This window comes from Puniceibacterium confluentis (assembly GCF_007923445.1).
In the GTDB taxonomy this organism is placed as follows: Bacteria; Pseudomonadota; Alphaproteobacteria; order Rhodobacterales; family Rhodobacteraceae; genus Puniceibacterium; species Puniceibacterium confluentis.
Map to the genome: position 1 here is coordinate 228,261 of NZ_VOJI01000001.1, position 24,835 is coordinate 253,095.

Annotated in this window: 19 protein-coding genes; 10 read left to right on the plus strand and 9 right to left on the minus strand. The window is 64.1% G+C overall.

Annotation, left to right across the window (positions count from 1 at the left end; genetic code table 11):
• Positions 1 to 120 precede the first annotated feature (120 nt).
• The 5 genes from carB to FOY53_RS01040 all read left to right on the plus strand — a co-directional run bounded on the left by carB (position 121) and on the right by FOY53_RS01040 (position 8,868).
• Positions 121 to 3,468, plus strand: coding sequence for a carbamoyl-phosphate synthase large subunit (carB, locus tag FOY53_RS01020; RefSeq protein WP_146584771.1), 3,348 nt, complete (start codon positions 121 to 123; stop codon positions 3,466 to 3,468).
• 793 nt (positions 3,469 to 4,261) lie between these two features.
• Positions 4,262 to 5,779: a 2,3-bisphosphoglycerate-independent phosphoglycerate mutase gene (gpmI, locus tag FOY53_RS01025; protein ID WP_146584773.1), complete on the plus strand. Its 1,518-nt coding sequence runs from the start codon at positions 4,262 to 4,264 to the stop codon at positions 5,777 to 5,779.
• A gap of 23 nt (positions 5,780 to 5,802) precedes the next feature.
• Positions 5,803 to 6,900, plus strand: coding sequence for a murein hydrolase activator EnvC family protein (locus FOY53_RS01030; protein ID WP_146584775.1), 1,098 nt, complete (start codon positions 5,803 to 5,805; stop codon positions 6,898 to 6,900).
• A 4-nt stretch (positions 6,901 to 6,904) separates the two neighbouring features.
• A complete protein-coding gene (locus tag FOY53_RS01035; protein ID WP_146584778.1) occupies positions 6,905 to 8,242 on the plus strand; it encodes a S41 family peptidase in 1,338 nt (445 codons plus the stop codon).
• A gap of 122 nt (positions 8,243 to 8,364) precedes the next feature.
• A complete protein-coding gene (locus tag FOY53_RS01040) occupies positions 8,365 to 8,868 on the plus strand; it encodes an RNA pyrophosphohydrolase (RefSeq protein ID WP_146584780.1) in 504 nt (167 codons plus the stop codon).
• A 32-nt stretch (positions 8,869 to 8,900) separates the two neighbouring features.
• Here the strand turns inward: FOY53_RS01040 and FOY53_RS01045 are convergent, their stop codons facing one another.
• The 4 genes from FOY53_RS01045 to dapE form a co-directional block, all read right to left on the minus strand.
• Positions 8,901 to 10,247: a lytic murein transglycosylase gene (locus tag FOY53_RS01045; protein ID WP_146584782.1), complete on the minus strand. Its 1,347-nt coding sequence runs from the start codon at positions 10,245 to 10,247 to the stop codon at positions 8,901 to 8,903.
• A 450-nt stretch (positions 10,248 to 10,697) separates the two neighbouring features.
• The gene (gene rnr / locus FOY53_RS01050) at positions 10,698 to 12,989 is read right to left on the minus strand and encodes a ribonuclease R (RefSeq protein ID WP_146584784.1); all 2,292 of its coding nucleotides are present in this window, start codon (positions 12,987 to 12,989) and stop codon (positions 10,698 to 10,700) included.
• A gap of 97 nt (positions 12,990 to 13,086) precedes the next feature.
• Positions 13,087 to 13,509, minus strand: coding sequence for a GNAT family N-acetyltransferase (locus tag FOY53_RS01055; protein ID WP_146584786.1), 423 nt, complete (start codon positions 13,507 to 13,509; stop codon positions 13,087 to 13,089).
• Positions 13,506 to 14,651 (minus strand): succinyl-diaminopimelate desuccinylase, encoded by a 1,146-nt coding sequence (gene dapE / locus FOY53_RS01060; RefSeq protein WP_146584788.1) that lies wholly within the window; start codon positions 14,649 to 14,651, stop codon positions 13,506 to 13,508. The genes FOY53_RS01055 and dapE overlap by 4 nt, the downstream gene beginning before the upstream one ends.
• A 337-nt stretch (positions 14,652 to 14,988) precedes the next feature.
• Between dapE and FOY53_RS01065 the strand changes: the two genes are divergently transcribed.
• Positions 14,989 to 16,062: a Hint domain-containing protein gene (locus FOY53_RS01065; RefSeq protein WP_146584790.1), complete on the plus strand. Its 1,074-nt coding sequence runs from the start codon at positions 14,989 to 14,991 to the stop codon at positions 16,060 to 16,062.
• A 9-nt stretch (positions 16,063 to 16,071) separates the two neighbouring features.
• On the opposite strand, the gene FOY53_RS01070 is transcribed toward FOY53_RS01065, so the two are convergent.
• The 3 genes from FOY53_RS01070 to FOY53_RS01080 all read right to left on the minus strand — a co-directional run bounded on the left by FOY53_RS01070 (position 16,072) and on the right by FOY53_RS01080 (position 18,558).
• A complete protein-coding gene (locus FOY53_RS01070; protein WP_146584792.1) occupies positions 16,072 to 16,404 on the minus strand; it encodes a DUF8846 family protein in 333 nt (110 codons plus the stop codon).
• 204 nt (positions 16,405 to 16,608) lie between these two features.
• On the minus strand, positions 16,609 to 17,436 hold the full coding sequence (gene dapD / locus FOY53_RS01075) for a 2,3,4,5-tetrahydropyridine-2,6-dicarboxylate N-succinyltransferase (RefSeq protein ID WP_146584794.1): 828 nt from the start codon (positions 17,434 to 17,436) through the stop codon (positions 16,609 to 16,611).
• 210 nt (positions 17,437 to 17,646) lie between these two features.
• Positions 17,647 to 18,558 (minus strand): threonine/serine dehydratase, encoded by a 912-nt coding sequence (locus FOY53_RS01080; protein ID WP_146584796.1) that lies wholly within the window; start codon positions 18,556 to 18,558, stop codon positions 17,647 to 17,649.
• Between the two features lie 72 nt (positions 18,559 to 18,630).
• On the opposite strand from FOY53_RS01080, the gene FOY53_RS01085 reads away from it, so the two are divergent.
• Positions 18,631 to 19,473 (plus strand): LOG family protein, encoded by an 843-nt coding sequence (locus FOY53_RS01085; protein WP_146584798.1) that lies wholly within the window; start codon positions 18,631 to 18,633, stop codon positions 19,471 to 19,473.
• 97 nt (positions 19,474 to 19,570) lie between these two features.
• Here FOY53_RS01085 and FOY53_RS01090 read toward each other — a convergent pair whose 3' ends face one another.
• On the minus strand, positions 19,571 to 21,445 hold the full coding sequence (locus FOY53_RS01090; protein ID WP_146584800.1) for a polysaccharide biosynthesis protein: 1,875 nt from the start codon (positions 21,443 to 21,445) through the stop codon (positions 19,571 to 19,573).
• 477 nt (positions 21,446 to 21,922) lie between these two features.
• Between FOY53_RS01090 and FOY53_RS01095 the strand changes: the two genes are divergently transcribed.
• Both FOY53_RS01095 and FOY53_RS01100 read left to right on the plus strand, forming a co-directional pair.
• Complete coding sequence (locus FOY53_RS01095; RefSeq protein ID WP_146584802.1) at positions 21,923 to 22,945, plus strand: aspartate-semialdehyde dehydrogenase; 1,023 nt, start codon at positions 21,923 to 21,925, stop codon at positions 22,943 to 22,945.
• Positions 22,946 to 23,248: 303 nt separating this feature from the next.
• Entirely contained in the window at positions 23,249 to 23,578 is a 330-nt protein-coding gene (locus FOY53_RS01100; protein WP_146584804.1) for a hypothetical protein, read from the plus strand.
• A gap of 3 nt (positions 23,579 to 23,581) precedes the next feature.
• On the opposite strand, the gene FOY53_RS01105 is transcribed toward FOY53_RS01100, so the two are convergent.
• Positions 23,582 to 24,247 carry a carbonic anhydrase gene (locus tag FOY53_RS01105; protein WP_146584806.1) on the minus strand — a complete coding sequence of 222 codons (666 nt, stop codon included), beginning with the start codon at positions 24,245 to 24,247 and terminating at the stop codon, positions 23,582 to 23,584.
• 150 nt (positions 24,248 to 24,397) lie between these two features.
• On the opposite strand from FOY53_RS01105, the gene FOY53_RS01110 reads away from it, so the two are divergent.
• Positions 24,398 to 24,778 (plus strand): hypothetical protein, encoded by a 381-nt coding sequence (locus FOY53_RS01110; protein WP_146584808.1) that lies wholly within the window; start codon positions 24,398 to 24,400, stop codon positions 24,776 to 24,778.
• The last annotated feature ends 57 nt before the right edge of the window (positions 24,779 to 24,835 follow it).

The following is a 24,835-nucleotide window of genomic DNA, read 5'->3' on the forward strand; positions in this document are numbered from 1 at the left end:
CGGGTATGGGGTTGCGCCCGAACCCGCGTTGTCTATAACCCACGACAATTTGCACCCCGGCCCCGAGTCTGCATCCCGGGTCGCCGGGTGCACTCTCCTGCCGCTTTGACGAGGTCAGCCATGCCGAAACGTACCGATATCAAATCCATCATGATCATCGGAGCTGGCCCCATCGTGATTGGCCAGGCCTGCGAGTTCGACTATTCCGGAGCCCAGGCCTGCAAGGCCCTGCGTGAAGAAGGCTACCGTGTCATCCTTGTGAACTCGAACCCGGCGACGATCATGACCGACCCGGAACTGGCCGATGCCACCTATATCGAGCCGATCACGCCGGAAGTCGTCGCCAAGATCATCGAGAAAGAGCGTCCCGACGCACTGCTGCCGACGATGGGCGGCCAGACCGGCCTGAACACCTCTCTGGCGCTCGAAGAGATGGGTGTGCTGAAGAAATACAATGTCGAGATGATCGGCGCCAAGCGCGAGGCCATCGAAATGGCCGAAGACCGCAAGCTGTTCCGCGAGGCGATGGACCGTATCGGCCTTGAGAACCCCAAGGCAACGATCATCACCGCCCCCAAGCTGGCAAACGGCAAGGCGGACCTGAAGGAAGGTGTGCGGCTGGCGCTGGAGGCTCTGGAATATGTCGGCCTGCCCGCGATCATCCGCCCGGCCTATACGCTGGGCGGCACCGGCGGCGGCGTGGCCTACAACCGCGAAGACTATGAATATTACTGCCGCACCGGCATGGACGCCTCGCCGGTCAACCAGATCCTTGTGGACGAGTCGCTGCTGGGCTGGAAGGAATTCGAGATGGAGGTCGTGCGCGACAAGGCCGACAACGCCATCATCGTCTGTGCCATCGAAAACGTCGATCCGATGGGCGTGCACACCGGGGATTCGATCACCGTGGCCCCGGCGCTGACCCTGACCGACAAGGAATACCAGATCATGCGCAACGGCAGCATTGCCGTGTTGCGCGAAATCGGGGTCGAAACCGGCGGCTCGAACGTGCAATGGGCGGTGAACCCCGTCGATGGCCGCATGGTGGTGATCGAAATGAACCCGCGGGTGTCACGCTCCTCGGCACTGGCGTCCAAGGCGACCGGTTTCCCCATCGCCAAGATCGCCGCCAAGCTCGCCGTAGGCTACACGCTGGACGAGCTGGACAACGACATCACCAAGGTGACACCGGCCAGCTTCGAGCCGACCATCGACTATGTCGTGACCAAGATCCCGCGCTTTGCCTTCGAGAAATTCCCCGGCTCCGAGCCGCACCTGACTACGGCGATGAAGTCAGTGGGAGAGGCGATGGCCATCGGCCGCACCATCCACGAAAGCTTTCAGAAGGCGCTGGCCTCGATGGAAACCGGTCTGACCGGGTTCGACGACATCGAGATTCCCGGAGCGCCCGAAAAGTCCGCCGTGGTCAAGGCACTGTCGAAACAGACCCCGGACCGGATCCGTGTCATTGCCCAGGCGATGCGCCACGGAGTGTCGGACGACGACATCCACGGCGTCACCATGTTCGACCCCTGGTTCCTGGCCCGCATCCGCGAAATCGTCGAAGCCGAGGCCGAGGTGATTGCAAACGGATTGCCGCAGGACGAAGACGGCCTGCGGCAGCTCAAGATCATGGGTTTCACCGATGCCCGCCTCGCCACCCTCACCGGGTTCAGCGAAAAGGACATCCGCAGCAAACGCCACGCCAAGGGTGTTACCGCCGTGTTCAAGCGCATCGACACCTGTGCGGCGGAATTCGAGGCGCAGACGCCCTACATGTATTCCACCTACGAAATGCCGATGATGGGCGAAGTCGAATGCGAGGCGCGCCCCTCGAACCGCAAGAAGGTGGTCATTCTGGGCGGGGGTCCGAACCGGATCGGCCAGGGGATCGAGTTTGACTATTGCTGCTGCCACGCCTGCTTTGCGCTGACCGGGGCCGGCTATGAAACCATCATGATCAACTGCAACCCGGAAACCGTGTCGACCGATTACGACACCTCTGACCGGCTGTACTTTGAACCGCTGACCTTTGAACACGTGATGGAAATTCTGCGGGTCGAGCAGGACAACGGCACCCTGCACGGCGTGATCGTGCAGTTCGGCGGCCAGACCCCGCTGAAACTGGCGGATATGCTCGAAGCCGAGGGCATCCCGATCCTCGGGACCTCACCCGACGCCATCGACCTTGCCGAAGACCGCGAACGGTTCCAGGCGCTGGTCAACCAACTGGGCCTCAGGCAGCCCAAGAACGGCATCGCCAGCACCGACGCCCAGGCCATGGCGATTGCCGATGGCATCGGCTATCCGCTGGTGATCCGCCCGTCCTACGTGCTGGGCGGCCGCGCGATGGAGATCGTCCGCGACACCGCACATCTGGAGCGCTACATCAAAGAGGCGGTGGTGGTCTCGGGCGACAGCCCGGTGCTGCTCGACAGCTACCTTTCGGGGGCTGTGGAACTGGACGTCGACGCCCTGTGTGACGGCACCGATGTGCATGTCGCGGGCATCATGCAGCACATCGAAGAGGCCGGCGTGCACTCGGGTGACTCGGCCTGCTCGCTGCCGCCCTATTCGCTGGACCCGGCGGTCATCGAGGAAATCGTGGTGCAGACCCGGGCGCTGGCGCTGGGTCTCAACGTCGTTGGCCTGATGAACGTGCAGTTCGCGGTCAAGGCCAATGAGGCCGGCGAGAACGAGATCTACCTGATCGAGGTCAACCCCCGCGCCTCGCGCACCGTGCCCTTCGTCGCCAAGGCCACCGACTCTGCGATTGCCAGTATCGCCGCCCGCATCATGGCCGGCGAGCCGCTGTCGAACTTCCCGCTGCGCGCGCCCTATCCGGTGGATGCCGATTATGACACGCCGCTGCCGCTGGCCGACCCGATGACGCTGGCCGACCCGAACATGCCGTGGTTCTCGGTCAAGGAGGCGGTGCTGCCCTTTGCCCGCTTCCCCGGCGTCGACACCATTCTCGGGCCGGAAATGCGCTCGACCGGCGAGGTCATGGGCTGGGACCGCTCCTTCCCCCGCGCCTTCCTCAAGGCACAGATGGGGGCGGGCACACACCTGCCGCTGGGCGGCACGGTGTTCCTGTCGATCCGCGACGATGACAAGACACCGCAGATGGCGGAATGCGCCCAGATCCTGTCCGACCTCGGCTTCAAGATTGTCGCCACCGCCGGCACGGCCAGGTTCGTGCGGGCACAGGGGATCGAATGCGAGCTGGTGAAAAAGGTCTACGAGGGGCGGCCCAACGTGGTCGACCTGATGAAGGACTCGGCCATTGACCTGGTGCTGAACACAACCGAAGGCGCCGCGGCGGTCGAGGACAGCCGCGAGATCCGCTCGGTCGCGCTCTACGACAAGATCCCCTACTTCACCACAGCCGCCGGCGCCCATGCCGCCGCTCTGGCGATGAAGTCCCGCACAGAGGGCGATCTGGTGGTGAAGTCGCTTCAGGGCTGACCCGGCTTCAACCCGCGCCGGGCATTGCCTGCCCCTGAGGTGGCGTTTGCACCGGTTTGGCGGCGCATTTAATGCGCGCCACATCATTCGTCATGCAGAGCCATGCGCTGACGTCACCCAAGCGCCAGCCCCGGGGAGGGGCAGGCGCTGCCCGGTGCCGTCGGCTTGGTTCCGGGCTTGCCGTTTGATCGAAGGCAGAAATGCACCGAAATTTCGAAGCAATATTGGCTGCAATGGCTAAATTTGGAGCTCGATTTCAAATGAACCCACAAGCTGAATGTCAATAATCCCCTCTCCTTCAGAAACATGAATTGACCTTGCAAGACTCAAAATTAAGGGATGTTCCGGATCAGTGGAGAGATATGCATCAAGGCAAATATGGGGGAGCTCGAAACGGTTCCTTCGTTCGTCAAAATCAGTCATCATCTGATGTGGGGCAGCCCACTTATATCTTGTTTCGATGTGGCCATTCTGGCTCCGGAAGATTTTGCCGTCAGTGATTTCAGATGTATAGCCTGTAAGGCGTCTAGCCAAATCGTCTAGGCTCAGGAACACCGACTGTATTCAATGTGTCCCGAGCCTGCCGTCGGTTTCGTTCGCGTCAGTCCAATCAATTCCCGTCTTTTGACCAAATACCATCCATTCGAGAATGCCGCTGGTTCAGCCCGCGTCAACGCCGCACAGTTTTGACACTTTGGACGGGCATGAAGCAGTTACTACATCCCCCTCCACATCCCCGCCAACCTCTGCTAGACCGCGCCCAAACCCCTCCTGACACCAAAGGGTGCGCCTCATGACCACGCCGAAACCCGTTGTTCTCACCATCCTCGACGGATGGGGGCTGCGTGACGATACCACCGCCAACGCGCCCGCGCTTGCCCACACCCCGACGATGGACTGGCTCTCCGCCAATTGCCCCAGGGCCAGGCTAATCACCCACGGCCCCGACGTGGGCCTGCCGTCCGGGCAGATGGGCAACTCCGAGGTCGGGCACACCAACATCGGCGCCGGCCGGATCGTGGCGATGGACCTCGGGCAGATCGACCTTGCGATCGAGGACGGCACGTTCTTCAAGAACCCGGCCCTGCAGGAGATGATCCAGACCCTGCAGGACACCAACGGCACCGCGCATCTCATGGGAGTGGTGAGCAACGGCGGGGTTCACGGCCACCTCAACCACATCTTTGCCGCCGCCAAGGCGATCAGCCAGACCGGGGTTCCGGTGCTGATCCACGCCATCACCGACGGCCGCGACGTGGCACCGAAATCCGCCGCCTCGTATATCGAAAAGCTGCAAAGGCGCCTGCCGCAGAACGTGCATATCGCCACAGTGATCGGGCGCTACTTTGCCATGGACCGCGACACCCGCTGGGAGCGGGTGCAAACCGCCTATGACGCCATGGTGCATGGCAAGGGCGAGACTGCCGCCAGCGCGAAAGAGGCCGTGGCACAGGCCTACAAGGCCGATGTGACCGACGAATTCATCCCGGCCACGGTGATTGACGGCTATGACGGCATTCGCGAGGGTGACGGCTTTTTCTGCCTCAACTTCCGCGCCGACCGCGCCCGCGAAATCCTTGCCGCCATCGGCGCGCCGGAGTTCGACGGTTTTGCCCGCGGGACCCGGCCGCAGCTTGCCGGTTTTCTCGGGATGGTCGAATATTCCGAGGATCACGCGACCTACATGACGACCGTGTTCCCGAAGCGCGACCTGCGCAACACTCTGGGCGAATGGGTCGCCAAGCAGGGCAAGACCCAGTTCCGCCTGGCGGAAACCGAGAAATATCCGCATGTGACCTTCTTTCTCAACGGCGGCAAGGAAACGCCCGAGCCGCAGGAGGATCGCTTTATGCCCAAGTCGCCGAACGTCGCGACCTACGACCTGCAGCCAGAGATGTCCTCGGCAGAGGTGACCGAGAAGTTTGTCGAGGCGATCGAACGGGGCTATGATCTGATCATCACCAACTATGCAAATCCCGACATGGTCGGGCACACCGGCGATCTCAAGGCGGCGATCCGGGCCTGCGAGGCGGTGGACGCCGGGCTTGGCCGGGTGCTCGACGCGGTCCGGGCCGCGGGAGGAGCGATGATCGTGACCGCCGATCACGGCAATTGCGAAACCATGGTCGACCCGGAAACCGGCGGCCCGCACACGGCGCATACGTTGAACCTAGTGCCGGTGGTGCTGTTCGGCGGGCCGAAAAAGAGCAGGCTGCGCGACGGGCGGTTGTCCGATCTGGCGCCGACGCTGCTGCAATTGATGGGGCTGGAGCAGCCCGAGGAAATGACCGGGAAGAGCCTGCTGCTGTGATACGTCGCGCCGCGCTATGTCTGATGTGCCTGGCCGCCCCTGCCGTGGCGCAGGAATCGGCGGCTGCGGCACGGGCGGCAGCGGCGCAGCTCGAGGCGGCGACAGTCCAGCTTGACCGTGCCGACGGCGCGCGCGACCGGATCAGGGCGCTGACCGAAACGGTGCGTGCCTATGAGGCCGGGCTTTCGGCGATGCGTGACGGATTGCGCGACGCGGCAATCCGCGAAACCGAACTCAGCCGCAAATTGCGGGGCCGCGAAGATGAGGTGGCGCAGTTGCTGGGGGCGCTGCAGGGCATCGGTCGTGCGGCGGCGCCGGAAACCCTGCTGCACCCTGCGGGGCCGGTGGGCACCGCCCGTTCCGGCATGTTGCTGGCGGCGGTGACGCCGGGTCTGGCGGCCAATGCGGCGGACCTGCGCGCCGATCTCGCCGAGGTGACGACACTGCGGCAGTTGCAGGAGGATGCGGTAAAGACATTGCAGCAGGGTCTGGCCGGGGTGCAGCAGGCGCGCACCGCTCTGAGCCATGCAATGGCCGAGCGCACCGAACTGCCGATGCGCTTTACCGAGGATCCGGTGCGCACCGCGATCCTGATTTCCGCCACCGAAACGCTGGAAGGCTTTGCCAGTGGCCTGAGTGAAATCACCGAAGAGGATTCCGAAAGCCTTCTGCCCTCCATCGAGGGGCGCATGGGCACGCTGCCCTGGCCCGTGTCCGGCCAAATCCTGCGCCGAGCGGGGCAGGAAGATGCAGCCGGGGTGGAACGCCCCGGCGTGGTTCTGGCCACCCGCCCGCGCGCCCTGGTCACCACCCCGACCAGTGCCACAATCCGCTACCGCGGGCCGCTGCTGGACTACGGGCTTGTCAGCATACTCGAACCGCAGGCTGACCTGCTGTTTGTTCTGGCCGGGCTCGACACCGTCTACGGCGAAATCGGCGAGGTTCTTGCAGCCGGTGCACCGGTCGGGCTTATGGGGGGCACCGAGGCGGAAACCGGGGATATCCTGTCACCAATCGGTGATAGGGCTGGAAACGCCCGCCCGGAAACGCTCTATATAGAGGTCAGACAGGGTGATTTGCCCGTGGACCCGATGACCTGGTTCTCAACCGACAAGGGATGACACAATGAAGAAATTCGTCATGGCCGCGATGGGCGGTACGCTCGCCGGCGTGATCGCGACCACGCAGTTCGTGGGGCCACTGCTGGCGCAGGAAGGGGCCAAGACGTCCAGCGTCTACGAGCAGCTCGACCTGTTTGGCGACATCTTCGAACGCATCCGCGCACAATACGTCGAGGAAGTCGACGAGGGCGAGCTGATCGAAGCGGCGATCAACGGCATGCTGACCTCGCTCGACCCGCACTTGAGCTATCTCTCGCCGGATGACGCCTCGAACATGCGGGTACAGACCCGTGGCGAATTCGGCGGTCTGGGGATCGAGGTCACGCAGGAAGAAGGGTTTGTCAAAGTCGTCTCGCCGATCGACGGCACCCCGGCGGATGAGGCCGGCATCGAGGCCGGCGATTTCATCACCCATGTGGATGGTGAATCGGTTCTGGGCCTGACGCTGGACGATGCGGTTGATCTGATGCGCGGGCCGGTGGGTTCGGAAATCGTGATCACCATCGTGCGCGAAGATATGCCCGAGCCCTTTGACGTGTCAATCATCCGCGACACCATCACACTCCAGGCGGTGCGCACCCGGATCGAAGGCGACACCGTCGTGCTGCGGGTGACCACCTTCAACGACCAGACCACCCCCAATCTGGAAGCCGGGCTTGCCGAACAGGTCGAGGCTGCGGGTGGTATCGACAACGTCAACGGGTTTGTGCTGGACCTGCGCAACAACCCCGGCGGCCTGCTGACCCAGGCGATCCGGGTGTCGGATTCCTTCCTTGAAAAGGGCGAGATCGTATCGACCCGTGGCCGCGACCCGGCGGACGGCGAACGTTACAACGCCACGCCCGGCGATCTGGCAATGGGCAAACCGATTGTCGTGCTGATCAACGGCGGCTCCGCTTCGGCCTCCGAGATTGTGGCCGGCGCGCTTCAGGATCACCGGCGAGCCATCGTCGTGGGCACCAAGAGCTTTGGCAAGGGTTCGGTCCAGACCGTGATGCCGTTGCGCGGGGATGGTGCCATGCGCCTGACCACGGCGCGCTACTACACGCCTTCGGGCCGTTCGATCCAGGCACTGGGTGTTTCGCCGGACATCGTCGTAGAGCAACCCCGCCCGGCTCCGGCCTCCGAGGAGGAAGAACCCGGGACAACCCCGGCGACCCGCTCCGAGGCTGATCTGCGCGGTTCGCTGAACAACGACAGCCTGACCGAAGACGAGATCCGCCAGATCGAAGAGGACCGCGCCCGAGCCGACGCCGCCGCGGCATTGCGCGAAGAGGATTATCAGCTGGCCTATGCCATTGATATTCTCAAAGGCCTCTCGGCACTGGGTCCAAAGGAGTAAGACTGCTTTCGGTTCCATCGTGCACGCCCCGCCGGACCGGTGGGGCGTTTCGCGTTGGTGCGGGGGATGGAAAGCCGGGAGGCAATTTTGTATGCAGAGACCATAGCCAGAAAGGTGCAACCATGACCCCCGACGACATCGCCAAACTGCCCTACCGGCCCTGTGTCGGAGTGATGCTGATGAACGCTGCGGGCGAGGTCTTTGTCGGGCAGCGGATCGACAACGACACGGCGGCCTGGCAGATGCCCCAGGGCGGCGTTGACGACGGCGAAGCGCCGCAAGACGCCGCCTTGCGGGAATTGCGGGAAGAAACCGGAGTGCCCGCCGAACTGGTCACCGTCGCCGCCGAAACCGAAGACTGGATTCCCTATGACCTGCCGCACGACATCGTGCCGCGGATCTGGAAGGGGCGGTTCCGCGGACAAGAGCAGAAATGGTTTCTGCTGCGATTTCACGGCACTGACGCCGATGTGAACATCGCCACCGACCACCCGGAGTTTTCCGAGTGGCGCTGGCTGCCGCCGTCCGAACTGGTGGCGAACATCGTGCCGTTCAAGCGCGAGGTGTACACGCGTGTGCTGACCGCCTTTGGCCTGCCGCTGCCGACAACCGGGACCCGGGGGTAACTGGTTTTCTTCGCCGCCGTGCGGACGCGCGCCTAGCGCAGCCGCGTCAGCACGTTCAGCGAGGCATAGCCATCCGGCGCCATGCCGACCGAGCGCTGAAAGCCGCGCACGGCCTTGATCGTCAGCGGTCCGACCCGGCCATCCACCCCCTTGGTGTCAAAGCCGCGCGCTGTCAGCAGACGCTGCATCTCCTGGCGCTCGGCAAAGCTCAGCGCCCGGTCAGCGCGCGGCCACTCCGCCTTGATCGGACCCTTGCCGCGAATCCGGTCGCCCAGGTGCCCGACGCCGAGGACATAGGCGTCGGCCGCATTGTACCGCGCGATCACCGAGAAGTTCTTGAAGATCAGAAAGGCCGCGCCCCCGGCTCCGGCGGGCAGCCATACCGAGGCGGTGCCATGGTCCCGCACCGGTGCGCCATCCATGCCAACCACGCCCTGCCGCGCCCAATCGCTGGGCAGTTTCACGACGTCCCGCGCAGCGTCGGAATAATCGAATCCCTTCGGCAGCTGCACCTCGACGCCCCAGGGCATGCCCTTTACCCAGCCGTAGCGCGCCAGATAGGCCGCCGTCGAGGCCAGGGCATCGGTGGGGTCATCCGACCAGATGTCACGCCGTCCGTCGCCGTCGAAATCCACCGCCAGAGCTTCGTAAGAGGTCGGGATGAACTGGGTGTGCCCCATCGCCCCGGCCCAGCTTCCTGTCATCGTCTCGGGGGTGGTGTCGCCATTCTGAAGGATTTTCAGCGCCGCGATCAGCTGCTGTTCAAAGAACGCACCGCGCCGCCCGTCATAGGCAAGCGTGGCCAGGGAATTGACGATGCTGAGCGAACCGCGATGGGTGCCATAGGCGGATTCCATGCCCCAGATCGCCAGCACGATTTCCTTGTCGACGCCGAATTTTGCCTCGATCCGTGCCAGGGTGGCGGTGTTGTCCCGCAGGGCGGCGCGGCCGTTGGTGACCCGCGTCTCGGATGCCGCGCTGTCGAGATAGTCCCAGATCGACTTGGTGAATTCGGCCTGATTGGAATCGCGCCGGATCACCTCGGGATCATAGCGGGCAGTGCGGAATGCCCGGTCGAAAACCGCGCCGCTGACCCCGGCTCCCAGGGCCCGGGACCGAAAACCCCGCACCCAGGCATCAAACCCGGGGTGCGGTGCCAGCATGGCGGCTGGCGGCATCACGGCGTCTTTTGGCCGGACCTCGGGGCGGACCGAGACCTGCGGCGCCTCTGGCGTTGTCACCAGTGTCACCGCCGCGCGCGACACTTCCGTATTTTCCGGGCGCTGGGCTGGTCTGACCTCCGAGTCCAGGGGGGCCGCAACCGCGCCGCTGCATAAGAAGACCGAGGCAATGGCCCCGCGAATGACCTGAAGATCCATGTGTATCGCCCTGCTGATGTGCCTGTTTTTTAGGGACCATACCCTGTTTTGGCCGATTCCGAAAGAAATCGCCGCTCTCCTGCGCGTTACCGGTAGAAATCTGCCGAAGGCGGCTGGTGGCATTCAGAAGCCGGCACCGTCGCCCTGTTCGGGCGATGGTGCCGGGCGTGGCGCAAAGGTGCAGGGTCATCCGGCAGCAGCGGCACACGCCAAGCCACCGCAGCGCATTGATGTTGCGGTGCGCCCTGCGTTCGGCCCCCCCTGGTTTCGGTCGCCTGCCGCTGTGCGGTCGCAGGTGTCGGCGCGGCGCGCAGGGCTTGCATCAGCCGGTCCACGCAGTGCGTCCGCCTCATCGTCCGAGACAGCCGGCTCGTGCTGTCGGAAGGAACAGGACAAGCCGGGACTACGGGGCTGGACAGCGACAGTCCCGTGACACCCGGCCGAAGGTGATCAGGAGGTGCGCCGTCGCTTGACCTTGGTGCGGGCCTTGGCGTCCTTCTTGCGGGCCTTGGCGGGCTTGCGCCGGGGTCCGCCGCCAGTCGGTGGTCCCGACCGTCGCCGTCCGGGGCCGCCCCGCGACGGGCCGCGCGGCATCTCGACGTCTTCCAGCGTCAGCAGGTCAAAGGCCAGCCCCCCGGTCACCGGCGCCGCTTCGATCAGCTTGACCGTGACGCGCTGGCCCAGGCTGATCACGGTGCCGGTGTCGGCCCCCATCAGGGTGGCGCTGGCCGCGTCGTAATGGAAATACTCGTTGCCCAGATTGCGCATCGGCACCAGACCGTCTGCGCCGGTCTCGTCCAGTTTCACGAAGATCCCGAAATTGGCGATACCGCTGATCTTGCCGGGAAATTCCGCGCCGATCCGGTCAGACAGGAAAGCGGCGAGGTAGCGGTCGGTGGTGTCGCGCTCGGCCATCATCGAGCGGCGCTCGGTGTCCGAGATATGCTGTGCGGTGTTTTCAAGGCCCTCGATGTCCTGCGGCGTCAGCCCGTCATCCCCCCAGCCGTGCGCCAGGATCAGCGCCCGGTGCACGACCAGGTCCGAATAACGCCGGATCGGCGAGGTGAAATGCGCATAGGAGCGCAAGGCGAGACCGAAGTGGCCAAAATTCGCGGGTGAGTAATAGGCCTGCGTCATCGAGCGCAGCGTCGCCATGTTGATCAGTTCGACCTCGTCGCGCCCGGCGGCGTCGTGCAGCAGCTTGTTGAGATGCGCGGTCTTGAGGACCTGCCCCTTGGCCAGTTGCAGGCCCGAGGCGGCGGCCACTTCGCGCAGGGTTTCAAGCTTTTCGGGCGGCGGTTCCTCGTGCACGCGGAACAGCAACGGGGTTTTCCTGGCGGTCAGCGTCTCGGCGGCGGCGACGTTGGCCAGCACCATGAATTCCTCGATCAGCCTGTGCGCATCGAGCCGGACCGAGAAATTGACGGCGGTCAGCTTGCCGTCGTCGGAAAATTCGATCTTGCGTTCCGGCAGGTCAAGGTCCAGCGGCTGGCGGCGTTCGCGCGCCTCGCGCAGCGCGCCATAGGCCGCGTAAAGCGGTTTCAGAACGTCCTCGAGCAGCGGTTCGGTCTGCGCATCCGGTTGCCCGTCGATGGCCGCCTGCACCTGCTGATAATGCAGGGACGCCGGAGAGCGCATCAGGCCGCGGCAGAAGGTCTGGCCCAGCTTGTTGCCCGTCGAATCGATCACCATGCGCACGGCGATACAGGCGCGCGGCACGCCTTCGTGCAGCGAACACAGATCACCGGACAACCGGTCGGGCAGCATCGGTACGACGCGGTCCGGAAAGTAGCTGGAATTGCCGCGTTTGCGCGCCTCGTGGTCCAGCGCGGTGCCCGGGCGGACATAATGCGCGACATCGGCGATCGCGACCCAGATCACATGGCCGCCGGGGTTCTTGGGGTCGTCATCGGCGTGCGCATAGCAGGCGTCGTCATGGTCCCGCGCATCCGAGGGGTCGATGGTGATCAGCGGCAGGTCGCGCAGGTCTTTGCGGCCCTTCAGCCCCGCGGGCTTCATGCTGTCAGCCTCGGCCAGCACCTCGTCGGGGAAATCATCCGGAATGCCATGCTGATGGATCGCGATCAGCGACACGGCACGCGGCTCGCTGGGGTCGCCAAGGCGCAGGGTGATGCGTGCCTTGGGGTTCCCCATGCGGACGCGCGACGGTCCGGCCTGTTCGGCCTCGACCAGTTCCCCTTCGCGGGCGCCGCCCGTGGCGTCGGCTGCCACCGTCCACTCGGTATCCGCGCCCTTGTCGATCGGCAGGATCCTCCCGCCTTCGGACGTCTTGCGGAAAATGCCGACGATCTTTTTCGGGTTCGAGCCGATGCGCCGGATCAGCCGTGCCTCATAGTTGTGATCTTCGGCCTGCACCACCTGCAGGCGGGCGAGGATGCGGTCGCCTTCGCCCAATGCCGGGTCCGAGGCGCGCGGCATGACCAGAACCACGGGCTCGCGTCCCTCGCCCTGCCACTCAAGCGGCCTGGCGAACAGGTCGCCATCGCGCGACGGCGCCAGGACCTGCAGAACGCTGACCGGGGGCAGGCGGTCCGGGTCGCGATAGGTCTTGTGGCGCTTTTCGAGGTGGCCCTCTGACTCAAGCTCTTTCAGCAGCCGCTTGAGATCAATGCGCGCAGCCCCCTTGATCCCAAAGGCCTTGGCAATATCGCGTTTCGCGGTGAGTGTCGGGTGCTCGGAGATCCAGGCGAGGATGTCCGATTTTGTTGGCAGCATGCTCATGACGCTGGCGTAGCATGCGGCGCAGGAGACGTCACGGGCGAAGACGCCGCCCCGAAAAGATGAATCGATCAGGATGAACGTTCGGGTGTCCCCGGCGTCAGGCGGGCTGACGCATTTCGCGGTGCGGAATGCCGGCGTCGTCATAGATCGGTCCCGCCACCGCAAAGCCCAGCTTTTCGTAAAACGGGATCGCGTGCACCTGCGCGCCGAGGGCAATGTCGCGCACCTCGGAATCCGCCCGCAGCAGGGCCATGGCGCGGGTGACCAGCGCCGCACCGACACCGTGACCGCGCCCGGATGGCAGGACACAGATCCGGCCGATCCAGCCGGTGCCCCCGACGCCAAAGATCCGCGCGGTGCCGACCGGGGTGCCGTCAAGCTCGGCCAGAAGGTGCCGTGCCGTGGCGTCGGTGTCGTCGAATTCTTCCGCAAGCGATATGCCCTGTTCCTGCACAAAGACGGCAATGCGCAGGGCGCGGCAGGGTTCAAAATCGCGGGTCACGCCGATCCGCAGGGTCATTGTGCAAAGTAGTCCCGCAGGACACGGCCGTAAATCGCCTTGAGCTGGTGGATCTGCGCCACCTCGACCCGTTCATCGACCTGGTGCATGGTCTTGCCCACCAGACCGAATTCGACCACCGGGCAGTGATCCTTGACGAATCGCGCGTCCGATGTGCCGCCACTGGTCGACAGCTCGGGTGTGACGCCGGTTTCCGCGGTGACGGCGCGAGCGATCAGCTCGGACAGCGGTCCCGGCGGCGTCAGAAAGCTTTCGCCCGAAATCCTGATCTGCACCTCGGTCCTTGTACCAAAGGCCGCGTCCACCTGCGCCGCTTCTGTGCGCAGCCAGTCGGACAGGCTGGCGCCGCTGTGGCTGTCGTTGAAACGGATGTTGAGCGTTGCGCGGCTTTGGGCGGGGATCACGTTTGTGGCCGGGTTGCCGGTGTCGATGGTCACCACTGCCAGAGTCGAGGCGTCGAAATGGGCGGTGCCGGTGTCGAGCGTGTGCGACGCCAGTCGGTCCATCAGCCGCGCGATGGCAGGCATCGGGTTCAGGGCGCGCTGCGGATAGGCCGAATGGCCTTGCTGTCCGACAACCGTGAAATGCGCGTTCAGCGATCCGCGTCGGCCGATTTTCATCATCTGGCCCATGTGGTCGGGGCAGGTCGGCTCTCCCACCAGACAGTGAGACATCTGTTCGCCGCTGTCTTTCATCCAGTCAAGCAGGGCCAGGGTGCCGTCGGCGGCATCACCCTCTTCGTCGCCGGTGATGGCCAGAATGACCGCGCCGTCGGGGGGGGTGGTCGAGACAAATTCCACGGCAGCGGCGACAAAGGCGGCAACGCCGGACTTCATGTCGGTGGCGCCGCGCCCATACATGAAACCGTCCTTCTCCTCGGCGCCAAAGGGGGCGACGGTCCAGTCGGCGGGATTGCCCAGCGGCACCACATCGGTATGCCCGTTGAAACCGAAACTGCGCGCATGGCCCTTGTCGCCCCAACGGGCAAAAAGGTTGCAGACTCCGCCGCGGTCGACCCGTGTGCAGGTGAACCCGGCCCTGGTCAGCACGGCGTCCAGATGCACCAGCGCGCCGCCCTCCTCCGGAGTGACAGACGGGCAGCCGATCAGGGCGGCGGTCAGTTCGGCAGGATCAATGTGCATGTCGGGGCTCCGTCGGGACAGGGTGCCACAGCAGGTAGCCCAGCCGCCTTGCCGTGGCAATTGCACTCCGGGTTGCCTCTGGCCCGGTGATTGCCGGAAAGCGAAGCCTTGCGTCTCGAAACAGGGCCTTAACAGGTCGGCCAAGGTCGTGATACATTGGCGCAAACAACAAGCCCGGGGCAGGGCGCGCAGCAGTACCGCTACAAAACCGCCGGTCAGGTTCCTGCCCCCGGGCAGGCAGCGAAGCGCTGGTTGCTTTGACCGGCTGGGGTATGGGTATGAGCACAGTCAGGTTTTCAGGTTTGTCTGCGCCCGACATCAGATGTCGGAGGGCAGGATGACCTGGGTTGCGATCTCGGGTGGCGGGGTGAACTGGGTCTGTCCCGAGATGTTCCAGAGCCCCGAGGTGCGGCGCGATCACCTGCTGGCACGCGGTTCGCTGCTGATCGAGACGCGGCTGTCGCCAGAGGGGCGACCGCAGACATTGCTGTCCTACCAGCGGCGCTATCCCTGGGCCGGGGGCATCTCGTTGCAGGCCATTCCCGGCGGCGGGCTGGTCCTGGTGCTCAGCCAGGCCGACGACGTGTTCCACACCGTGCTGGATTACAAGCGGGATGCGCGCACTGACGTCCTGCGCATCACTTTCAGCTGGGATGGTCCGCAGCGCTGGGGGCGGTTGGTGGTGGAGCGGCCCGAAGCGGACACGGTGGATGAGATCCTCACACCCGCGCCGCTGCCGCTGATGCTAGAGGATGTCTATACCATGACCCGGCGCCCGCAACTGTGCGAGACAGACCGCGATGTGGTGTTCTTTGCCGTCAGTGACGCGGTCGAGCCGATCGGGCCGATGCCGTCGCTGACCGGCGGGGTGCCGGTGGCAACGCCAAGGGGCTATCGCGCCTTGCGTGACCTGCGTTTCGGCGACACGGTGTTCAGCCGGGATGACGCTGTGGTGCCGGTGCTGCATACGGTGGCGCGCACCGTGCCTGCGCTGGGTTCGTTCCGTCCGGTGCGGCTGCGCGCCCCCTATTTTGGTCTGGCCCGCGATGTGGTGGTCGCCCCCCATCAGCGGCTGGTCATCGGCGGTTCGGAAGTCGAGTATATCTTTGGGCGCGAGGCGGTTCTGGTGCCCGCCATCAGTCTGGTGAACGGGTTTGCCGCAGTGTTCGAGGAAGGTCACCGGCTGGTCCGCTATGCGCATCTGCTGTTGCCCGGGAACGAAGCGATGATCGTCGCCGGCGCCGCGATGGAGAGCCTGTACGCCGGGCGTTTGGGACGCAACCGCGAGCGGCTGGCGGCAACCCTGCTGGCCGACTGCCCCCGCCATCTGATGCCCGCACATCACCGTGCGGGGTATCAGGTGCTGCGCCCGTTCGAGGCCATCACCCTGGCCGAAGCACGGGTGGCATAGGCGACCAGGTCAGGACTTGTCGAAGAACGGAGTGACCTGGGCCACAATGACCGAATTTTCGGCCAGCGCCCGGGCCATGAGCTCGGCCTCGTCAGCGTCGATCTCGTGGCCTTCGGCGCGGCGTTCCGCTTCGGTGCCGTAGCCGGTCACATCCAGCGGCGCCATATCGGCCTGTTTCAGGATCGCGACGGTTTCGCGCACCGCTTCGGCCTCGTCCACACCGCTGGCGTAGCACATCAGCGCGGCACCGGTCGCATCCTTGGGCAGACCGTCACCGGTCTTGCGGCCGACTTCCACCAGCAAGGTATAGACCGATTGCCGCGAAGGCTTGTCCTTGGTCATGTGGGTTGTCCTCTGCGTCCGCGTTTCGCCCACCCATGCCCCAGATCGGTGTCCGGCGTCCAGCGCCTGTTTCACTGACGTGCGTCGCCGGGGCCCTGCCGCGCCGGGGATCGGGCGCCGGCGGCTGTCAGGTCCGGATGGCCGACTGTGTGAACAGGTCGGCCATCCGCGTGTTTCAGAAGGGCTGCGGCCCGTCCGACCGTGTCAGTCGCGCAGCAGTTCGTTGATCGCGGTCTTGGAGCGTGTCTGCGCGTCGACACGTTTCACGATGACCGCGCAGTACAGGTTCACGCCGTTCTTGGAGGGCATCGAGCCAGAGACGACCACCGAATAGGGCGGCACTTCGCCATAGGTGAATTCGCCGGTTTCGCGATCGACGATCTTGGTCGATTTGCCGATGTAGACACCCATGCCCAGAACCGAGCCTTCGCGCACGATGCAGCCTTCGACCACTTCGGAGCGGGCGCCGATAAAGCAGTTGTCCTCGATGATGGTCGGACCGGCCTGCATCGGCTCCAGCACGCCGCCGATCCCGACACCGCCGGACAGGTGCACATTCTTGCCGATCTGCGCACAGGATCCGACGGTGGCCCATGTGTCGACCATGGTGCCGCTGTCGACATAGGCGCCCAGGTTCACGAAGGAGGGCATCAGCACCACGCCGGGCGCGATATAGGCCGACTTGCGCACGATGCAGTTCGGCACCGCGCGAAAGCCTGCGGTTTTCCAGTCGGCGGCCTGCCAGCCTGCGAATTTGCTGTCGACCTTGTCCCACCAGCCGCCGCCCTGCGGGCCGCCGTCCTGAACCTCCATGTCCTTGATACGGAATCCCAGAAGCACGGCCTTTTTCGCCCACTGATTCACGTGCCAGTCGCCATTGGCCTGCTTTTCCGCCACGCGCAGCGTGCCGGAATCCAGCGCGGCCAGAGTGGTTTCGATCGCGTCGCGGGTGTCACCCGTGGTCTGTGGGGTGATGCTGTCGCGGGCCTCCCAGGCAGCTTCGATGGCGGTTTCGAGGTCGGCGTTGGACATCTGTCTCTCCTTGACGTGGCGTAGGTTTGCCAGCCCTATACCTGCCGCGGTGGCGTCGGGCAATGCGCCCGAAGGGAGGGGGGCCGACCCCGCCGGAATTTGCCGCGCCCCAGGCCTTGCGAAGATGCGAAAGGGGACAGGGGCGCTGCCCCCCGCCCGCGCAGGCGCGGCCTCCTCCGGGTTATTTTCTCCCGGAGAAGCCGGCGGCGATCAGGCCAGCGGGTCTGTTGCGAGATTCCCGCCGCAGATCAGCACCGCGACGCGTTCGCCGGCGGCGGGCCGATACGCCCCCGAGGTGAGAGCAGAAAGCGCTGCGGCGCCTGCCGGTTCGACCAGAAGGCGATGCTGCTGCCAGAGACGTTTCTGGGCCTGGGTGATGGCGGTGTCGGTGACAAGGACGCTGGGGGTGTCGGTAGCGAGATCGAACGCGATCTGGCCGATCCTGCGGGCGCCAAGGGCGTTGGCGGCGACTCCGGATACCTCGACATCCGTGGGCGCACCGAGCTGTTGGGCGGCATGCAGGGCGCAGGCGTTTTCCGGTTCGACCGCGATCACGTTGCGCCTGCCCTGCCACCAGGCCAGCGCACCGGCCAGAAGGCCACCGCCGCCGACCGCGATCAGCACCGTGTCGGCATCGAGCCCCTGCGCGTCCCATTCGGCAAAGCAGCTGCCCTGACCGGCGACCGTGGCAGGGGCGTCGTAGGCGTGGATCTGCATGGCGCCGGTCCGGGCTTCGAAGGCGCGGGCCTGTTCCAGGGCATTGGCATAGACGCCGGGCACCACAGTCAGGTCGGCGCCCGTGGATCTGATCTGCGCAATCTTGGCGGGGCCGGCGATTTCAGGCACGAAGATTGTCGCCCTGTACCCCAGTTTTCGGGCGGCGAAGGCGACCGCGGCGCCATGATTCCCGCCCGAGGCGGCGACAATCCCGGCCTCTGGTACGGGGTGTGACAGCAGGGTGTTGAACGCGCCCCGGGCTTTGAAGCTGCCGGTGTGTTGCAATTGTTCCAGCTTCAGCGAAACCGGCAGGTCTGCCAGCGCGGGCGTGTCCAGCAGTGGTGTCTGCACGATGTGCGGGCGGATGCGGTCGGCGGCGTCGCTGATTTCTGTGGCCCAGCTCATCTTGCGCTCCTCTTGTCTGGCGATTGCCGGGCAGACGCTATACGCAGGGGCAAAGAGACGAAAGGCCAGACCATGAATGACGATCGACGTAGCCCGATGCGGGGTGCCAATATCGACCGCGCTGCTGCCAAGCACGTTCCCGATACGCCGCAGACCCGGGCTCCGACTTACCGGCTGGCCTTTGCCGACGAAGAGTTTCTCGGGCGCGAAGAACTGCGTCCGGTGCGGCTGCAACTGGAATTGCTCAAGCCGGATATGGCGCTGGACGCACACGGCATCGATTCCACCGTGGTGCTGTTTGGTGGCGCGCGGATCCCCGCACCCGAGGCCGCAGCGGCCGCACGTACGCAGACCCTGGCGGAACTGTCGCATTTCTACGAGGTCGCACGCGATTTTTCCCGCCGGATGACACGCAAGTCGCTGGACGGGGGCGGCCGGGATTTTGTGGTTGTGACCGGGGGTGGTCCGGGCGTGATGGAGGCAGGAAACCGTGGGGCCGAGGACGAGGGCGGCGTTTCAATCGGGCTGAACATCGTGCTGCCGCATGAACAGGCGCCCAACGCCTATGTGACGCCGGATCTGTGTTTCAATTTTCACTACTTCGCGATCCGCAAGATGCATTTCCTGATGCGGGCCTGTGCCATTTGCGTCTTTCCTGGCGGTTTCGGCACGCTGGACGAGATGTTCGAGGCGCTGACGCTGATCCAGACCGGGCGCATGCGGCGGGTGCCGTTCCTGCTGTTCGGACGTGAGTTCTGGGAGAAAATCATCAATTGGGAAGCGCTCGCGCAGGCCGGGACCATTTCCGAAGAAGACCTGCAACTTTTCCGCTTTGTGGAGACCGCCGAAGAGGCCGAGGCGGCTATCAATGGCTGGCAGTTGATGGGCACACGCGACGATATTCCGGGGCGGTAGGCAGTCCGCTGCCGCGGCGTGAACCTGCCGGGGTCCAGGGATTTCTGAAAGGGCGGGGCACCGTCCCACCCGCCGACACCCGGGCAACGGCTGGTTGTCAGACGATCGCTTCTTCGGCCTGCTCGGGTTCGGCGCTACGTTCGACCCAACGGGCGATCACGGCTTTTGCGCCGGCTTCGTCCAGTTGCGAGATTGCGCGGCGCAGGTCCTTCAGGGCGTTGGCCATCTCGATCTCGGACAGATAGCTTTCCTGAGCGCGCAGGATCTTGGTGTGCGGCGTGGTCAGCATGTCAGCCGAGATCAGCAGTTCTTCGTGCAGCTTTTCGCCCCGGCGCAGGCCGGTGATCTGAATTTCGATATCGCCGTCCGGATTGTCCGAGTCCTTTACCGAATAGCCTGCTCCCTCGATCATCTGGCGAGCAAGCTTGGCGATCGGCACCGGGTCGCCCATGTCGAGCACGAAGACATCGCCACCTCTGGCGAAAGAGCCTGCCAGAAGAACAAGGCGCGCGGCCTCGGAGATCGTCATGAAGTAGCGGGTGACGGCGCCATGGGTCAGGGTCACCGGGCCGCCACGGGCAATCTGTTCCTCGAACAGCGGAATGACCGAACCGGACGAGCCGAGAACGTTGCCGAAACGCACCATCGAGAACCGCGTTCCCGACGACCGCGTGGCGAGATCCTGCACCACCAGTTCGGCCAGCCGCTTGGACGCGCCCATCACGTTGGTCGGGCGCACGGCCTTGTCCGACGAGACCAGGATGAAGCGTTCGACCCCGGCATCCCGGGCGGCATCGGCAAGGATCTTGGTGCCGATCACGTTGTTGCGCAGACCGGCGATGGCGTTGCATTCGACCAGCGGCAGATGTTTGTAGGCGGCGGCGTGCAGGACAACGTCGATGTCATGCGCCGACAGGACTTCGCGCATCTTGGCCTCGTCCATCACCGTACCAAGGATCGGCACGATCTGCAGGTTGGTCGCAAGTTCGCGCAGTTCCTTGTCGATATTGTAAAGCGCCAGTTCCGAGTGATCGAGCAGCACGATACATTCCGGCTTGCAGGCGATCAGCTGGCGGCACAGTTCGGAGCCAATCGAGCCGCCCGCTCCGGTGATCAGGATGCGGCGGCCGGAGTAGGCGTGGCTGACGCCGGGCAGTTCGGATTCAAGCCGGTTGCGGCCCAGGAGATCGTTGAGTGATACAGGAGACACGCGCTTGCGCAGATCCCCTTCGCCCACCAGTTCGGCAAACGACGGCAGCGCATGCACTTCGCAGCCGATTTCGCGCAGGCGGTGAGCAATGCGGGCCTGCCGGGACTGGCTGATCGACGGCATGGCCAGGACGACACGGTCGATCTGCCGCTCGACAATCAGTTCCTTGATCTTGGCGGGGGAATGCACCGGCAGGCCCGCGACGCGCAGGCTTTGCAGGGTGGGATTGTCGTCGATGAAGCCGACTGGCTGAATGGCGTCATCCGTGCGCAGCGCAGCGACAAGCTGTTGCCCGGTCTGGCCTGCACCATAGATCAGAACCCGCATCCGGTTCTGGCCCCGGCGGTAGATCTTCATGACGCAGTGGCGCAGCGTCACGCGCCAGGCGGCGGCCACGAACAGGAACAGCAACGCAAAGATGAAAAACACTTCGTAAGGGATGTTCGGCGCGACGAGCCCGTTGAGGCAGGCACCCACCAGTGCGACACTGCCGGACAGAGCGGCCGTCATCAACACGCCCCGCATCTCGTAGGCGTTCAACTTGATCTGCGGCAGTCCGATGTAAAACGACATCCCCAGAGTGGCCAGCAGCATGGCACCGATAAGCGGTGCAGCGGCTGTCAGGGCGGCGGCATCCACATTGATCCGCGCGTTGAGCATCATCGCCGCGCCCATGGCAACCACCATCATCAGGGCGTCTGTGAGCATGAACAAATACTGCTTTTGGGTTCGCGAGAGTGATGTCGCAATCTTATATAACATCGAAACTTGTCCCCCGCTGCCAACGCAGCATTCTTCCGTAGTATAATCTATCGACGCGAACGCGCGGTGTGGCCAGTTTCTTATATCCCAGAGGGCGTGACCTCTTCACACGAATCCGCAAATCAACTTCCAACTTTTATGCGTCCGCTCAAACATTAGACAAGGCAGAAATGCTGCACCTGCAGAAATTGGCAGGAATCCACCGATCTCCAGCGTCTCATAGCACAGGCCCCGGCAAATTGTCTCTAGTTTATCATCGCTTGCGCGCTGAAAGCGGGCATTTCAACAGTTTAAGGCGAGCCCGGACAGATTCTTCCCCTGACTGCGATGATTCGCTGCGGCGCTTAAAATCCAAGCAGGTCCCCTGTTCACAGGGGTTGGCAAGACCCTCTTTCGCAGCCCTTCTGCCTGCGGTATGCAGCGCCCAAGCCGCGCCTGCACCATTGCAGGGCGCAGGATTGAAAAAAAGGAGCCACCATGGGCTACAAAGTTGTTGTCGCCGGGGCCACCGGGAACGTTGGCCGCGAAATGCTGAACATCCTTGCCGAGCGGGAATTCCCCGTCGACGAAATTGCAGCGCTTGCCAGCCGCCGCTCGCTGGGGACCGAAGTCAGCTTTGGCGACCGGACTCTGAAAACGCAGGATCTCGACACCTTCGATTTCACCGGCTGGGACATGGCGCTGTTTGCCATCGGCTCGGACGCGACCAAGAAATACGCGCCGATCGCGGCAAAGGCCGGTTGTGTGGTGATCGATAACTCGTCGCTTTACCGTTACGATCCCGACGTGCCGCTGATCGTACCCGAGGTGAACGCCGATGCGATCATGGGCTATTCCAAGAAAAATATCATCGCCAACCCGAACTGTTCCACGGCGCAGCTGGTTGTGGCGCTGAAGCCGCTGCACGACCGCGCCGGGATCAAACGCGTTGTGGTGTCGACATACCAGTCCGTTTCCGGTGCCGGCAAAGAAGGCATGGACGAGCTGTGGAACCAGACCAAGGCCGTCTACAATCCGACCGACGACGTGCCGCCCAAGAAGTTCACCAAACAGATCGCCTTCAATGTCATTCCGCATATCGACGTCTTCCTGGATGACGGGTCGACCAAGGAAGAGTGGAAGATGGTGGCCGAGACCAAAAAGATCCTCGACCCGTCGATCAAGCTGACGGCGACCTGCGTCAGGGTGCCGGTTTTTGTCGGTCACGGCGAGGCGGTGAACATCGAGACCGAAGAGTTCCTGGACGAGCACGAGGCCCGTGACATCCTGCGCGAATCGCCGGGTATCATGGTTGTCGACAAGCGCGAAGACGGCGGTTACGTCACACCGGTGGAATGCGCGGGCGATTTCGCCACGTTCATCAGCCGGATCCGTCAGGATTCGACCATCGACAACGGCCTGAGCTTCTGGTGCGTGTCTGACAACCTGCGCAAGGGCGCGGCGTTGAATGCGGTGCAGATTGCCGAGACGCTTGGCAACCGCGCGCTGAAAAAAGGCTGAGCAGGTTCCACCGAGCCCTCGGGCCGGACCGTTTCCATCCATCAGCGGGGCGCTTTCGGGCGTCCCGCTTTTGTTTTGGTACCGCTTCCGGATTGCCAGCCTGCGGGCCAGGATCCAGCCAGCGCGGTTGTGGCACCAACGGGCCGGATCACGAATGTCGGCAGGTCTGACAGAGAGTTCGCGAAGGCGGATACATTGTGGCAACCGTGGCAACTTCTCGACCACATGGGTCCGATCCGGCCCTATTGGCGCCGGAATGCCTTGTTAGCGTAACGACATGTTCCATTTACAAGGTAACCGATCATGCAGACTCTCAGACAGCACCAGCCGACCGGCGCTCCGGTCCCTCATCCCGGCATTGGACTCGATTGCGAAACAGCTTCGCTGATGCGGGGGTTCCTGTTGCCGATCTTTGAAACGGCCCGCGACTGGTCCGATCTGCGCCAGCGGCTGGTCAGCAAGGGGTACGACATCGCATTTCGCGATGGGCACATGGTTCTGCTCAACCTCGATACCCGCGAGGCGCTCTGCACCGGAACCGTGTTGGGCAGCCCGTTGCGCAGCCTCGCCGCCCGGCTGGGGCGTGCACATGTGATCGCCAACCGGGACGGGGCCACCGGCGAACTGGGCTGAATGTCAGGCGGAGGCCTGTCCGACCGGCGAAAATTGCCCGGTCTTGGGATCGTACCATTCCAGCCCGCCCTCGCCAATCTCTGTCCAGAGACCATGCAGCGTCAGGCCGCCATTCTCGACCGCCTCGCGGACAAAGGGAAAGGTCATCAGATTTTCAAGCGAGACAAGCACCGCTTCCTTTTCCAGCTTGCGAACCTGCGTTGCGGCATCGGGTTCATCCTTGACCCGCTCGTATCCGGGGCGCAGCAAATCCATCCAGCGCCCGACAAAGCTTGACGTCTCTTCCAGGTGCGGCGCCTTGCCCGAGCACATGTCCAGGCAGCCCTGCACGCCGCCGCAGTTCGAATGCCCCAGCACCACCAGATGCGACACCTTGAGCGCGGTCACGGCGTATTCCACCGCGGCGGATGTCCCGTGCTGCGCGCCATCGGGTTCATAGGGCGGCACCAGATTGGCGATATTGCGGTGGATAAAGAACTCCCCCTGATCGGCACCGAAGATGGATGTCACGTGCACCCGGGAATCACAGCACGAGATGATCATGGCGCGCGGGCGCTGCCCTTCGGTCGCCAGCCGTTTGTACCAGGCACGGTTCTCGGCATAGGTCGTCGCTTTCCAGCCGTGATAGCGCTGGAGCAGATAGGTGGGCAATGGCTTTGCACTCATCATGGCGTCCTCGTGGTCTGTGTCCGTCCGTACCGGAATATGCGCAATTCGACAGGAATTCGAGAGACATTCTGTTCCGGCCTCAACCTTTTGGGAACCGCACCAAGAGTATCGTGACCTCCGCCGTGGGGGCGTGGGACAAAGGATGGGAAGTTGGAACAGGTAACGGTGCTTGCACCCTTGGAAAATGCGCGTCTGGATCCGGACCGTCTGGACGCTCTCTATTCGCAACTGGGTCCGAACGCGGCCGAGGATGTGTTGTGTCGCGCGATGGAGGAGCTTGCGGTGCGACTTGCGCATATTGACCGCCTGTTCCGCCAGGGCGACTGGAAGGAAATGCGCAAGAATACCCGGGCGTTGCTGGCGATTGCCGAACAGATCGGGATGATGGGGCTGGCGCGTGTCGGCTCTTGTGTCGTGGGCTGCATCGACGATGGCGATCGCGTGGCGCTGGCTGCAACCTTGTTCCGGCTCACCCGCCTGGGCGAGCAGTCCCTGACAGCCGTCTGGGATCTTCAGGATCTTTCCATCTGACCCCCTTGCAGGTGCCGATGGTGCGGATAGGGTAAGGGCCTCTTGCGACGAAAGGGT

Excerpts from the sequence above, each read along its gene's own strand:
- carB (WP_146584771.1), top strand. The coding sequence starts at position 121 with ATGCCGAAACGTACCGATATCAAATCCATCATGATCATCGGAGCTGGC.
- gpmI (WP_146584773.1), top strand. The coding sequence starts at position 4,262 with ATGACCACGCCGAAACCCGTTGTTCTCACCATCCTCGACGGATGGGGG.
- FOY53_RS01030 (WP_146584775.1), top strand. The coding sequence starts at position 5,803 with ATGTGCCTGGCCGCCCCTGCCGTGGCGCAGGAATCGGCGGCTGCGGCA.
- FOY53_RS01035 (WP_146584778.1), top strand. The coding sequence starts at position 6,905 with ATGAAGAAATTCGTCATGGCCGCGATGGGCGGTACGCTCGCCGGCGTG.
- FOY53_RS01040 (WP_146584780.1), top strand. The coding sequence starts at position 8,365 with ATGACCCCCGACGACATCGCCAAACTGCCCTACCGGCCCTGTGTCGGA.
- FOY53_RS01045 (WP_146584782.1), bottom strand. The coding sequence starts at position 10,247 with ATGGATCTTCAGGTCATTCGCGGGGCCATTGCCTCGGTCTTCTTATGC.
- rnr (WP_146584784.1), bottom strand. The coding sequence starts at position 12,989 with ATGAGCATGCTGCCAACAAAATCGGACATCCTCGCCTGGATCTCCGAG.
- FOY53_RS01055 (WP_146584786.1), bottom strand. The coding sequence starts at position 13,509 with ATGACCCTGCGGATCGGCGTGACCCGCGATTTTGAACCCTGCCGCGCC.
- dapE (WP_146584788.1), bottom strand. The coding sequence starts at position 14,651 with ATGCACATTGATCCTGCCGAACTGACCGCCGCCCTGATCGGCTGCCCG.
- FOY53_RS01065 (WP_146584790.1), top strand. The coding sequence starts at position 14,989 with ATGACCTGGGTTGCGATCTCGGGTGGCGGGGTGAACTGGGTCTGTCCC.
- FOY53_RS01070 (WP_146584792.1), bottom strand. The coding sequence starts at position 16,404 with ATGACCAAGGACAAGCCTTCGCGGCAATCGGTCTATACCTTGCTGGTG.
- dapD (WP_146584794.1), bottom strand. The coding sequence starts at position 17,436 with ATGTCCAACGCCGACCTCGAAACCGCCATCGAAGCTGCCTGGGAGGCC.
- FOY53_RS01080 (WP_146584796.1), bottom strand. The coding sequence starts at position 18,558 with ATGAGCTGGGCCACAGAAATCAGCGACGCCGCCGACCGCATCCGCCCG.
- FOY53_RS01085 (WP_146584798.1), top strand. The coding sequence starts at position 18,631 with ATGAATGACGATCGACGTAGCCCGATGCGGGGTGCCAATATCGACCGC.
- FOY53_RS01090 (WP_146584800.1), bottom strand. The coding sequence starts at position 21,445 with ATGTTATATAAGATTGCGACATCACTCTCGCGAACCCAAAAGCAGTAT.
- FOY53_RS01095 (WP_146584802.1), top strand. The coding sequence starts at position 21,923 with ATGGGCTACAAAGTTGTTGTCGCCGGGGCCACCGGGAACGTTGGCCGC.
- FOY53_RS01100 (WP_146584804.1), top strand. The coding sequence starts at position 23,249 with ATGCAGACTCTCAGACAGCACCAGCCGACCGGCGCTCCGGTCCCTCAT.
- FOY53_RS01105 (WP_146584806.1), bottom strand. The coding sequence starts at position 24,247 with ATGATGAGTGCAAAGCCATTGCCCACCTATCTGCTCCAGCGCTATCAC.